Below are 12,922 nucleotides of genomic sequence, written 5' to 3'. Positions count from 1 at the left end.
TTCAACTTCTTATTCGTATGCCAGTGCGAATAAGAAGTTAGAAATACTTATAGTTTTTAACAAAGGTATTACTAACCAAAGGTTAAAATACTATAAATACCACTTCAGGAATAATCATATCCCTTAGCCGTACTGTATCCGCATGCTTTGCATGGCCAATCCATGACCGGATCGATTGTATAATGTGGCTCCATTCCATCGCCCCATTTCCATATGCGATCTGAAATCTTTTCAGCCGTTGTTTAAACTTAATAACATTGCTTCCTTTTAGCCGCCTTCGGTCTTTGGAAACAACCAAACCCAGGAACGGAATACCCTTGCCTGTCCTGAAAATTCGGCACTTGTTTTCGTGAAGCAAAAGCCGCAGTCGTTCAAGGTAGCGTTGAACTTCCGTCTTCACATGCCAGAGGAAATCCTTGTTGTCATGGAGAATCATCAAATCATCCATATAACGGACATAGTAACAACATCTTAATCGCTCCTTGATAAAATGGTCTAACCCGCTAAGATAAATATTTGCAAAGAACTGGGAAGTCAAATTACCAATAGGAATGCCTAAAGATAGAGAATAAAATCATATGCCTTGGTTATGATTTGAGGTTCGTTATTCATGCGGAAAAGTGTAAAAGAAAAAAGGTTACAAGGTTACATTACTTTTTGGAGTCCTGGGGCCACGCACAACGGAAACCAACGTAGAAGCCGCAGTAAGAAGGGTGGCCGTAGTAGCGAGAGGCCGCACGGTAGTACCACTCGAGGTTGAGCCAGGAACCACCACGAAAAACTTCCTGTTGACTATTGGTATCTGTGCGGGTTATAAGGATCAACTGACGGCATACGGCTATAGAAGTCTTGATCGTATGCATCCAATGCGCTCTCCCATACGTTTCCCGCTAGATCACAAACACCAAAGGAGTTTGTCCTTTCATCATTCGGTCCGCATACGGGCTGGGTTGTCCTGTAACCGTTGTCGTAAATAATGGCCTTATCTATTGGCGTGCCGTATGGAGCAACACCGTCAACGCCTTTCATTGCGCGTTCTAACTGCGCCTCCGTAGGCAGATCACCGCCTTGCGCCTGACAATATGCCCTTTTTTCATTATATGTAAGACCAACTACAGGAAAATCATCGCTCCTTTGATTCTCCGTGTAAGGGGGCAATTCATTTCCAGTTACAACCTCTGTTGTTAAACTACTGCACTGATAATCCACAAAAACATGCGCGGCTCGTTTGCGCAATGCATCGGCAGATTCTCCTGGATTTCCAGCAACCGTTCTGTGTGTTTGTCCCTTGCCACAACCTGAAAGGACTGCTGTCAATTGACCTCCCTCCGTCTGCCCAAGAAATTTGCGATAGTCACCGATGGTAACCTCATGCTTGCCGAGCAAAAAACCGGAAACGGTAACAACTTTTGTCGGTCTTTCATCGGTATCACCCATATCAGAACCCATTATAAATGCTCCGCCAATGATCTCACACTTGTCATTTACACATGCCATAATATTCTCCTCCTGTTATTTGACCTTGCAACTTCTAACATTATTATCGTCACATCTTCAAGAAAGTTGCTAACTATCTAAGATGTTGCATGACTATTTCTTTTGTCCGACTATAACTACCTTCAATTTGTCGGGATGCAAATATTTTTTGGCCACCTTGTTGACATCATCGAGCGTCGTTCTTTCTATCGCCTTCTTGTATATTTCAATGTAGTTCTCAGGATAGCCGAAATATGCGAACCTTGCGGTCGAACTTGCGATATTAAATGGCGTCTCATATTCAAAGACGAGGTTGTTAAGAATGCCGGTCTTCACCCTTTTCAGCTCCTCTTTTATGGCCCCATTTTCATGGAGTTTCTGGAGCTCCGATATTATTGTCTCGATAGCCTTTTCGGTCGTCTGGTTCCTGGTCTTTGCATGCATCTGAAAAATGCCGGGGGCGCCATCGGGTCCGAACGTGTAGGCCGACCAGACCTCATAGGCAAGTCCACCCTTTACCCTTACAGCGTCCATCAACCGGTTCGAAAAGGAACTGGAACCTCCCAAGATGTCGTTCATCAGGACAAGAGCGTATTTGTCCGTGTTATCCCTTGTGGAGCCCAGATGTCCGATATCTATCGCCGACTGGGTGAACTTTTTAGAGATGAACTTCTCCTTCGGAGAATCGGTTGCAGTGACCTTCGGCATGCTCAAAGCCGGAAGTTCCCTTTTGGGATATTTATTTGCGAAGGCCTCCAGTTTTTTTATCAGCTCGGCCTTGTTAAAATCACCGGCCACCGCAAGTATCATCCTGTCGGGCGAGAAGAACTCGTTATAAAAAGATCCCACATCGTTCTTAGATACCTTTTTAACGCCGGAAGGCTTAGGGATAACGCCCCACGGGCTTTCCGCTCCATAAACAAGCTCCCTGAAATTACGGTGGGCTATGGGACCCGAGACCTCCATCTCGCGCTTAAGCCCGTCTACTACCCGTTTTTTAACGACCGTCAAAATATCATTGTCGAAGGCGGGGTCAAAAAGCATCTCAAAGAAGATGCCAAGTATATTGTCGGTCTCTTTTGAAAGCCCGGCAAATGCTCCTTCGAACGATTCCTGTGTGGCGGAAAATGTTATATCGATGGCATGCTCATCCAGGAACTCGCGGACCTTTTCGGGACTTTTATCTATCGTTCCGCCCTCTTTTATAAGTTGCATCATTACAGAGGCAAGGGCCGATCTTTTGATATCCGCGTAAACTCCGCCGCCTTTAACGATAAGGAGCCCTTGTATGGTTGGAATGACCTTATCTTCCAGGAGATAGCACTTCATCCCGTTGGAAAGGGTTACAGGCTTTATCGCGCTCGGGGTGAACGATCTGGCAGGCGCCTTTGAAAGCTCGGCGATCCTGTTCCCCGCGTGTAGGGATAAAGGCAGCAATAAAAATATCGATATTAATATTCTTCTCATAAGGTTCACTTGACCAGCTCGGCGATGGTCATGTTCTCTTTATTAAGATATTTCTTGGCTGTTTTGATGATATCTTCGGCCGTCACTTTATTGATAACATCCAGATGGCGCGTAACGTAGCGCCAGTCACCGGCCACCATTTGGAAGAAGGCGAGGGTCTGGGCTATCCCCTCGTTACCCTTCATCTGAAACACAAAGTCCTTCGCCGCATTGTTACGGGCCTTTGAAAGTTCGCTCTCGGTGACAGGTTCGGTCTTCAGCCTCTCAAGTTCGGCCACGATCACATTTGTCACCTCATCATATGAAAAGCCCTTCGCAGGTTCGGTGGTGATAACAAAGAGGTCGTCAAGCCTTGCGCCCGGATATGAAGAATCACATGCAACTCCCTGGACCATCTTCTTCTCATACACGAGCTCCTTATTGAGGCGTGAGTTCTCTCCGTAGCAAAGGATATATGATATCACGTCGAAGACATCGTCGTCCGGGGAAGGAAGCGTAGGCTTATGAAAAGCGAGCATAAGCCTTGGAGAGGCGTCGAAATGGACCCTAACCTTTCTCTCCTCCGTCTGAACGGGTTCAGCGCTGAACTTTTCGGGAGGATTCTTCCCCCTTGGCATATCGCCGAAATATTCGAAAATGAGGCCCTTTGTCCTTTCTATGTCGATGTCGCCCACTATCGCCCCGGTCATTCTCTCCGGAACATAATATTTCTTTCTAAATGTCTCCAGGTCCTTTGCCTTAAGGTTAGCAACGTCGAGCTTCATGCCTATGGTGGGCCATTTGTAAGGACTCTCTTTGAACGCCGTCCTAAGGAGATCCGCGTCCATTTTGCGAATAGGATTGTTCTCGATCTTTCCGACGAGCTCTTCTAGAACCACATCCCTCTCTTTTTCAAAATCCATCATGGTGGGATGTTTTATCATCTCGGAGTTAAGATATATCCATAGAGGAAGTTTGCTCGCAGGCATCTTTGCGTGATACGCGGTCGTGTCCTTTGAAGTATAAGCGTTAAGGTTAGAGGCGCCGTTGGTGACAAAGGCGTCCCAGATCTCTTCGGGCTTGATGTTGTCCGTCCCCTTGAACGCCATGTGCTCGAACATGTGCGCAAGGCCGGTCCTTCCTGCCTCTTCTTCGATACTTCCGACCCTTATCTGAACGACACCGGCAAATACCGGGGCACCCGCGCGCCTCATGAGGAGCCACTGCATTCCGTTGGGAAGTTTATATTCAACAACGTTTTTTTCTATCCCTAACGACGATGCATGAACGGCAAATCTAGGGGCAAGAAGTGTCAGCAGGACCAGACATATAAGATATGTTCTTTTTTGCATATAGAGGCGGTCTTTTAACAAAAAACACAATTATTTTCAACATAAACCACCGGTCACGGAGCAAATAGGTCAAAACCCTACCCAGATCCATAAGTTGAAAATTGGCCGTAAAATTTATCTTCAACTCTTGTCATATTTGCTCCGTGACCGGTGGTTATACACATTTTTAATCTTATTGTTTGAATTATTACAATTAAGAAATAATTAACATAAATTTACTTGACAACTTATATAGTTATATATAGAGCTTATATATAAGTTATACATAATTAAGGCATAATTAATGGGGGAGTTATGCTACTAAATCGTCATCTGATGAGGCTTTGCCATGCAATACTCAACGACACTGTCAACAGTGAAAATTTCGGCAATATGCTGGTTGAGGCCGGCGTCAGGCTCGAGGAAAAAGAGTGGGATGTCCCGAACAAACTCCTCGAAAAATCCGAAGAGATCAAGAATGCGGTTGGTGGAAAAGACAGAAAAACGGTACATTGATCCGATATTTTCCGACAGTTGGCCGGGATGAAAACTGAGTCGAGAAGATGAAAATTTCATCTCCGTCGCCTTCTGATTCCTTGCAAACTTCGCCCTGTTTGCAGTTAATGCTACTTGCATATTTTTTCCCCTTTATATTGTAACGTTGTATTCAGAAAATATTCTCCCCCACAGCTCATTGACACCTCTTCCGGTTTGATGCAGGCTGGGTTTAGATTTGACTGGTCGCTCCCCTGATTCATATGGACGCAGTGTTCACCGGCCTCGCATTCGTCTGAGACGTGGCAATTTGTAAAACCGGCGTGGCGCGCCGGCCCCCGAAGGGAGAGCCGGTGCGCGTGCGTGGATAACTACTTGCCTTGTCCCGCAAATGACCCGCTCGATCGGGAGAAGAGCCATATAAACTATCTCTCAGTCAACGTTGGGACAGTAGCGATAACGTCTAATGGGCTATAAGTTTTAGATCCGCATTCTCAAAGAGCCCTTCATGAAGAAAAGCCCTAATGTTCGTGGGGATCAAATGACAATTCCCGGTCATCGTGTAGCCGTGTCCTGCCCTTCTCTTGGAGGGATCGAATAGGTCCGTATTATCCAATAGGTCCGCGATACAATCGGGTCTTCCAAGTTCCGGCGCATGGCCTGCGTGTGGCAACAGGACAAGTTGAACCTGCGGTATCTTGCCTTTGAAGAATCCGCCAACGTGCTCCACAAAACCCCATTTTTTTGCAAGCGCGTCTTCTCCGCCATATAGGGCAACAACTGGAATGCCGGCCGGTATCCTTTTCGGAGGATTAGGCAATCCCGTTCCAAAAAGCGCTTTCATTTGAGCCGCCCACCCTCCCCTCCCTTTGTTTAACCTTTCGGCATCGGCCCAGCGACGTCCATAAGACGCCCCGTACTTGACATAAGGCAACGCCAAAAGAGCGATATCTGCGTCTTGCAGAGGAGTGCCGCACGCACCGCCAAGATCATTTTTAAAGCCCAAAAACGCAAGCGTCCCCTCAAAACTCACACTACCCGGGGAACCGACGCTTCCGCCCACAAAACCGACGAACGCTTTTTCAAAAAGACCAAGTGAATCGGGGTTCGCAAATAAACTCAGCGACAGCTCAACGGTTAACGGCAACGAGCTGGTTTCTCCCGTGATCGTTAGAGGCGACACCAAAAGGACCCTTTTCACCGCCGGACTTTCAGAGGCAACGCCCTGCGAAACCCAGCCGCCAAGCGAGCTTCCAACCAGCGCCACATTTGAAAGGTGTTTCCGCCTTATGAATTCCGATATAATATCCGGCGTCTTGTAGTAGTTGTCGCCCAGGATCAGGTCTGACCCGCCGTGGCCCGGCAAATCGATAGCGATCAGATGCGCCTTGGGGTGTCTCTCGGCATATTCCTTCATCACCGGAACATACTGAAAGGCCGAACCAAGGAATCCGTGGATAAAAAGGATCGTCTCTCCGTTTGGGTCCGTCGGGCCCATTTCAAAATAAGCGATCTTGGAACGCATTTTTATGCTAGAGCCGTCTTGGGTTGGAAGAGCAACGGGCACTGATTCCGACCTTGCCTTAAGGTGTTGACCATACACAAGGTCTTTGAACATATCCAGAATGGTTTCACCATTCCGAAAGCCGCCACAGTAGACCTGCTCGTCCGTGGACATATCGGCAGGTATATCGGCAGGCATCTCCCCAGATACCTCCGTCACCGGGCCCCTCCCAAGAGGGCTAGTTACGTCAAAATAATCTCCTGTAGCCATATGGATCTCCTTTGTTATGATTTTAATATTGTCCCAAATTCTCAAGGGCCACAATCACTGCGTTGACTTCTTTTGCCACCGCGGCGGCCGCTTCGGGTGACGACTGACCCGCCGCTTGCGCTCTTAATGCGCCTTGAAGGGCGCGAACTCTATTTAACATTGTCTGTGTATCATGCTGGTGCCATCCGTCACTTCTGTTTCTCATGATATATGCCGCCGCTTCGGCCGCAAATAGAATGGCCGTGGCAATTAATCGCTCGCTATCCGTACCTCCAGGAGGGAGCCTGTAAATTGAACGGTTATCACCCGTGAGAAATGTGTCCAGTAGGGCTTCAACGGCGTTGGCTCTTCCGGCCCTGACACCGTCTATAAGCCCCAGCATAGTCCGAAGCAGCTTGCTTTCCGGTGACCTATTTTCTGTTAAAATTCCATCGTGATATCCTGACCTAGTATAATTGGCCATTATCTTGATTCTTGCCAGCAATAAGATCAAGACCCTTAAAGCCTCGCTTCTCATCTCACCGTTTACAATCCCATCAGACAACTTCGCCAAGTTTTCGAGCAGGCCGACGGCGGCGCCAAATGTGGCCGTGGCGTCTGCCGAACCATTACCGTTGCCGCTCAAAAGACCCAAATCTCTCAGTTTTCCGTAAGTGGCGGTGGTAAGCGGAGCAAATGCTACGCGATATGCATCAATTTCTTCTGCTTCAGGCGCTTTCCCCGTAGCTAACCGGTATCCAACAAGTGGCTTCAATATCGCGGACATTAGTTCAAAAAAACATCCTGCTCTTGCCGGTGTAGGATTCTGGATAACCGTTCTTCCTATAGAGCTTACCGCCGCTGAAAGGACATCCGAAACCCAGCCGCTCCCTGCAAGCAATCCTTTTCTTATACCAGTTGGTTCACGTGAAGAACTGGCGGCATATATTCCTACTCCATCCGCAACAAAAGTCGCTGTAACTACCGCGGGTATTAATTGGCCATCACGAACAAAATTATCTACCAGTTCATGCAATTTTTTCAACCCTGCCAACAATATAGATCCAACCGTTGATACACCACCGCTATCGCCAACCTGCGGCGCCAACAAAAGCTTAAGTCCTTTTAAAAAATCATCCTGGGCGGCGTCATAAGCACCTCTATGAACACGATCAGCCACAGAAACACCTGATGTTATAGCTTCACCTTGCCATGCTCTAAAATCACCTTCGAGCGCTCTTGCAAAATCTTGCAGTTCGTCGCCACCAGAAGCGACAGACACGCCTCCCTCCCGGCTGGGATCGGACAGGCTATCGGGATCGCCCGCACCTGCAAACCGCACGGCGCCTGCTACTATGGCGGTGTCAATTGCCCTCGTAAGCTCACGCAGGCCATCTATTCCCAATACCGCCGCCGCCAGACCACGGTCAAATTCAGGGGATGCCGGGTTCAATTTGCTTCCCGAAGGCAACCTTGCTAGATCCACCATCCGAGCAACATAAGCCCTTCCGTCACCGAGCGGCCCCGCTTTTGCGCCCCCTGCCAATTCGCCGGCAACCCAACTACCGCTCCTGTCACCTGCTAGGGCCGCGGCAGAAGTAACGCCAAACGCATCTAAAACCGCTCGCGCACTTGCTTCAGCAGACACATCCAGCTTTCCAAGCAACCCGGCGGCCGCTTCATCAGGCACCCGCGCCCCACCGAAAAGCTCAAGCGACAATCTCCTTGCTTCTCTATCTCTAAATCCTACCGGCATAATGAACTCCTTTTGCCAAGTTCCGTTGTATGTTCATGCAATTCGCTCCACTAATCCACTAAAGGGAGTAGCACCCTTTAGGGTGCGATAGCTCGTATGCAACAAAACCCTTGTAAGAAGCGCTTTAGGGAGCTTTCCCACGATGATGTCAGACCGCTTCCATCTACTCCACTTGCAAGGCTTCCCAATCTTGCACCAATAAAAAGAGCGCTCCTTGTAAAAGCTTCGCAGGCCCTCGAGTCCAGTAAACTTGGGTCAAAATGCCAACCTTCTTGGCACACCTGTTCGAACAGTCCGGGGAAGCGGTTTTGTATTATACTAATTACTTTTTGATATTGTGCCCGCACAGCGGATGTGTCCGCATTTCTCCATATTCCCATTCGCTGAAAGGGAAATTGGTGGTACAGTTTGAAACATCTCTCTTCGATCTTTCGTAGATAACCATCCCCTTGTGTTGTTGATGCGGCTTCGGTGGCAGAGGCGGCGGCTGGGGCCGAGGCCGCCGCATTTATAGGCACTGCCAAATCGACCAAGCTGGGTCCGATATCGCTACCCATGTAGTTATCACTTTCCCAAGCGCTACTATGGCCCATGACGGGCAGATCTCTATGAATATCGGCGGGGACGTTTAGGTTGTCCGCGGTGGCAACGCCGTAGATGGTAACACCTACCGCTATACCCAAAAATGAGAACGCTACAACAGGGCCAAGGGCAGAAGAGCCGGCACCTATCTCGATGCCAGATTGCGCCGCCGCACCCCCAACTGCCGCCGCCCGAGTTGCCGCCGCCAGACCTTCAAAAGCCCCGCCATAAAGGAACGAATAAAACGGAACGTCCCGGTTATTAGGTATCAGTCTATTGTTCTCTGACAACGGCCGCCTCCAAAATGGTTGGTCTGCCTGTACATCTCTCTAAGAGTCTGGTGCATAAGCATAATCCGCTTTTTTTCAGAGCTCCCTTAAATTAGATCCCCCGCTTTCGCGGGAATGACAAAATCAACAAACTTGCATATTATGCGCCTAAGACAATTAAAAGGCCCAGTCAAGCGGAAAAAACGTCGTCTGATAATAAACTTGTAAAACAGATACGATTTGATAAGGACCGGAACTAACAAAGTTATCATGGAGGGGCGTAGCTTATGGCACCTGTTTCATATTCTTATTTTACATCCAAGATGATCTCGTTCCTAATCGCGGACCCGCTTTGCATATAGCATATGATTATCGATCCCGATCTTTCTAAGAAGTTCCGCTCTTTCGACCGATATCAAGAAGCCCTTTAACCTCAAACGTTTCGCTATAGCTCCAACCGCTCTCCGCGGGCCGTGGAGCTCCATAGATATCTGGCGTATCAGAGGCCAGTGGCCATTGTCTATGCCACGTAGCACTTCCATTTCGGCCCCTTCGACGTCTATCTTCAAAAGGTCTATCTTTGCTATGCTGTGTTCTTTAATGACATTTGAAACGGTCGTCATATCACATTTGACCTTTACCGACCTATCCAAAAAAGGACCAAAGCCGCCTCTCCGTCTTTTATTTTCACTTGAATAGGAACATCTTCTTGAATTCCCTGGCAGTTCCGTAAAGAACTCGAACGCCGCCCTTTTGGGGCCGTCCTTGGATGTCATTCCCATATTGAAGAGTTTTACACCGCTTTTACAGTAGCGATTGGCGTTCTTGGAAAGGACCTTAAAGATGGCGGGGATCGGTTCGAAAGAGAATATCTTTGCTTTCTCTCCGCATTCGCGGTGCGCCAGAAGAGTGAATATGCCTATATTTGCCCCAATATCGAAGACAGTGTCGCCACGGCGAAGCTTGATGCCGTGCTTCAGATATTCCCTTTCTTGAAGCACTTCTTTTGCGATAAATAGGGTCTCCATCCTGCTGATGCAATGCACCTTTCCGAACGCCGGAATATCTATTTGTCGGTCCTTAGGCATAACGATGATTAAAAACCGTTTAACAAAATCATCCGTCTACCACAAGGCCAAATGCGTCAGTGAACAATTGCACGGTTTTTTTAGATGGAACAGAAACATCGCATCATTAAAAAATGCCGCGCCAACTTCGGTGCGGCGGCACAGTCGAACCCGGTCTGCCTTTGGCTGAAGATTCGAATCTTCATCAACAACCCCAGAAAACAAAACCCCGCATCTTGCGATGCAGGGTCTTGCTTCCTGGGTTCCTGCTATCGTAAAGTTCGAACTTGGTTTATCCGTAATCACAGTTGCGCCAAATAATCTACTGTAGAAATATTTTCCCACGATTAAAATCCAAGTTGGAATCCTACGGTAAATGGGGTCACCCATTAGCGACCATCCCCCCAATAACTTTACCAGTTGAGACCTCAAAAGGAGTGGTATAATAGGCCCTGAAAGGGCCGAAAGGAGATACCATGAATAGGACGAGGCACACTGAGGAGCAAATCATCGGAGCGCTAAAGGAAGCGGAAGCCGGTAAGAAGGCGGAGGACATTTGCCGCGAGAAAGGCGTCAGCATGTGGACGTTCTATCAGTGGAGAAAGAAGTTTCGTGGAATGGAAGTAACCGATGCCAAGCGATTACGGGCTTTGGAAGAAGAGAACCGGAAGTTAAAGCGGATAGTAGCCGATCTGACGCTTGATAACACGGCACTAAAGGACGTTCTGTCAAAAAACTGGTAAGGCCCGTTGAGCGAAGAGAAGCCGCAAGGTATGTAAAAGCATATGAGACAAGTGAGCGGCGGGCCTGCAAGATAGTTGAGTTGCATAGGGAGACATACCGCTACTGTAGGCTATTTCCTGACAAGGATAATGCCTTAAAAGAACGGATGAAAGAGCTGGCAGCGGAACGGCCTAGGTGGGGTCAGCCGATATTGCATGCAGTTTTGAAGAGAGAAGGATTGGTCGTAAATCATAAACGGACAGAACGGGTATATAGGGAGCTTAATTTGAGTCTCAGGATGAAGAAGCGAAAGAAGAGAGTCAGTCATTTACGGATCGTAACGCCGCCTGCGAGCAGACCGAACGAGAGATGGTCCATGGATTTTTTATTTGACCAGACGAACGACAACCGAAGGCTGAAGTTCTTTACGCTCGGCGACGACTTTACCCGTGAAGCTCTGGGAGTCGAGGCTGGCAGGTCCATCGGTGGAGAGGCGGTCACAGAGTTTCTTGACTTGGCGATCGAGCTACATGGAAAGCCCGAAATGATCGTTTGCGATAACGGGCCGGAGTTTACCGGCAAGGCGTTGCATGAATGGGCCTACAGGAACGGGATAAAGCTGGATTTTATAGATCCAGGCAAGCCAGTTCAGAACGCTTTCAGAGAGTCGTTTAACGGAAGACTTCGGGATGAGTTTTTGAACCAGCATCTGTTTTATGATGTGAACGACGCAAGGAATAAAGCGGCAATCTGGAAAGAGGACTATAACAAGAACAGGCCACATAGTTCTCTCAACTACGATACGCCTTACGAATTTGCGCTGAAGTATAAAAATAACGCTTGTCAACAACCACTGATTTGTGAGGTTATGACTGGTAAGTAAAAAGGGGTATGGTCAACGCTTTGAAAACTGTGACATCCGTTCTGCAACCAATTTTCTCTGGCGGTTTTCAGATATTGAAGCAACAAAGATTGAGGCTGGAGCCTATGAATTCAACTACAGTCCTGACACAATCAACTTTGAGCATCTGTACGAACAATGGTTTCATACTACAGATCGAGGCAGTCCGGAGCAGATGGCCGAGCTACTTCAAAGGTTTATTGTACGAGGCTACACCAATTCTGACAAAACAAGGCAAACACCGCGGCTTGTAGATGCTTATTCATACCTTCTTTCAAAGAGCAGTCATTTCAATGTCACCGGCCACCTGAAAGTCGATATTTAGTGGCCGGGTCAAATGCGATGATTACCTGATGGGTTCATTTACGATTCCTTTTTATTATTAGGGTGTGTCCTCATTTGGCAGTAATTAGTTGAGAACTTCGGGATTTTGTTAATTTGTGATATTTCTTTATATGGGGGGATATCACAAATGCTTAGACGAGTAATAAGTGATTCAATTTGGGAGCAACTAAAGAACGCAATGCGAGCAAAAGGTTGTCACCGGTGGAGGAATGATCGTGATGTAATGGAAGCGATCTTATGGAAATTACGAACTGGCGCACCTTGGAGGGATATACCCGCAGAGTTATGTCCATGGAAGACGGCTTATAATCGGTTTAATCGTTGGGCCAAAAAAGGGCTATGGGAGAAATTTTTTTAAGCTGCGGGGCGAAATTGATACGGAACGGGTATTCGCCGATGGAAGTCATGTCCGCGCTCACCAGCATGCAAGCGGAGCCAGGATTGGCGAAGAACGCGCCATTGGCATATCCCGAGGAGGAGCTACTACAAAGATTCACATGGCCGCCGATGCGCATGGAAATCCGATCGATTTTGAAATCACTGGGGGTGAAGTGCACGACTCCAAAGTTGCTGATAAGCTCATATAAAAAATAGGTACTGCAGAAAATTTAATAGCGGACAAGGGCTATGATGCGGAGTCAATTCGGGAACGGGCCAGGGAGGCAAAAATGATTCCGATTATTCCTCGCAAATCCAATAGCAGGAAACCAAATCCAGAATTCGATTCGTATCTATATAAACTGCGTCATTTGGCGGAAAATCTTTTTGCCAGACTTAA

Annotated in this window: 13 protein-coding genes and 1 pseudogene; 6 read left to right on the top strand and 8 right to left on the bottom strand. The window is 47.8% G+C overall.

What is annotated here, in order from left to right:
* Positions 1–82 precede the first annotated feature (82 nt).
* The 4 genes from COV46_06745 to COV46_06730 all read right to left on the bottom strand — a co-directional run bounded on the left by COV46_06745 (position 83) and on the right by COV46_06730 (position 4,295).
* Positions 83–553, bottom strand: a complete 471-nt coding sequence (locus COV46_06745; protein ID PIR16841.1) for a hypothetical protein — start codon at positions 551–553, stop codon at positions 83–85.
* A 239-nt stretch (positions 554–792) separates the two neighbouring features.
* Positions 793–1,497, bottom strand: coding sequence for a hypothetical protein (locus COV46_06740; protein PIR16840.1), 705 nt, complete (start codon positions 1,495–1,497; stop codon positions 793–795).
* 93 nt (positions 1,498–1,590) lie between these two features.
* On the bottom strand, positions 1,591–2,943 hold the full coding sequence (locus COV46_06735; GenBank protein ID PIR16839.1) for a hypothetical protein: 1,353 nt from the start codon (positions 2,941–2,943) through the stop codon (positions 1,591–1,593).
* A 5-nt stretch (positions 2,944–2,948) separates the two neighbouring features.
* Positions 2,949–4,295: a hypothetical protein gene (locus COV46_06730; protein PIR16838.1), complete on the bottom strand. Its 1,347-nt coding sequence runs from the start codon at positions 4,293–4,295 to the stop codon at positions 2,949–2,951.
* A gap of 294 nt (positions 4,296–4,589) precedes the next feature.
* Here COV46_06730 and COV46_06725 point away from each other — a divergent pair, with 294 nt between their 5' ends.
* Positions 4,590–4,769 carry a hypothetical protein gene (locus tag COV46_06725; GenBank protein PIR16837.1) on the top strand — a complete coding sequence of 60 codons (180 nt, stop codon included), beginning with the start codon at positions 4,590–4,592 and terminating at the stop codon, positions 4,767–4,769.
* Positions 4,770–5,211: 442 nt separating this feature from the next.
* Here COV46_06725 and COV46_06720 read toward each other — a convergent pair whose 3' ends face one another.
* The 4 genes from COV46_06720 to COV46_06705 form a co-directional block, all read right to left on the bottom strand.
* Entirely contained in the window at positions 5,212–6,522 is a 1,311-nt protein-coding gene (locus COV46_06720) for a hypothetical protein (GenBank protein PIR16836.1), read from the bottom strand.
* Between the two features lie 22 nt (positions 6,523–6,544).
* The gene (locus COV46_06715; GenBank protein ID PIR16835.1) at positions 6,545–8,257 is read right to left on the bottom strand and encodes a hypothetical protein; all 1,713 of its coding nucleotides are present in this window, start codon (positions 8,255–8,257) and stop codon (positions 6,545–6,547) included.
* A 77-nt stretch (positions 8,258–8,334) separates the two neighbouring features.
* The gene (locus COV46_06710) at positions 8,335–9,129 is read right to left on the bottom strand and encodes a hypothetical protein (protein PIR16834.1); all 795 of its coding nucleotides are present in this window, start codon (positions 9,127–9,129) and stop codon (positions 8,335–8,337) included.
* A 314-nt stretch (positions 9,130–9,443) separates the two neighbouring features.
* Positions 9,444–10,196, bottom strand: coding sequence for a hypothetical protein (locus COV46_06705; GenBank protein ID PIR16833.1), 753 nt, complete (start codon positions 10,194–10,196; stop codon positions 9,444–9,446).
* A 455-nt stretch (positions 10,197–10,651) separates the two neighbouring features.
* Here COV46_06705 and COV46_06700 point away from each other — a divergent pair.
* From COV46_06700 to COV46_06680, 5 genes and pseudogenes are all read left to right on the top strand, one after another.
* Positions 10,652–11,718, top strand: a pseudogene (locus tag COV46_06700) (IS3 family transposase).
* 71 nt (positions 11,719–11,789) lie between these two features.
* Positions 11,790–12,053, top strand: a complete 264-nt coding sequence (locus COV46_06695) for a hypothetical protein (GenBank protein PIR16832.1) — start codon at positions 11,790–11,792, stop codon at positions 12,051–12,053.
* A gap of 218 nt (positions 12,054–12,271) precedes the next feature.
* Positions 12,272–12,502, top strand: coding sequence for a hypothetical protein (locus tag COV46_06690; protein PIR16831.1), 231 nt, complete (start codon positions 12,272–12,274; stop codon positions 12,500–12,502).
* A gap of 38 nt (positions 12,503–12,540) precedes the next feature.
* Positions 12,541–12,738 (top strand): hypothetical protein, encoded by a 198-nt coding sequence (locus COV46_06685; protein ID PIR16830.1) that lies wholly within the window; start codon positions 12,541–12,543, stop codon positions 12,736–12,738.
* Between the two features lie 74 nt (positions 12,739–12,812).
* Positions 12,813–12,922: IS5/IS1182 family transposase (locus tag COV46_06680; GenBank protein ID PIR16829.1), on the top strand; the 110-nt coding region annotated here is incomplete at its 3' end.

This window comes from Deltaproteobacteria bacterium CG11_big_fil_rev_8_21_14_0_20_49_13 (assembly GCA_002796305.1).
Classification (GTDB): domain Bacteria; phylum UBA10199; class UBA10199.
This window is presented reverse-complemented; position numbering and strand designations above follow the sequence as displayed.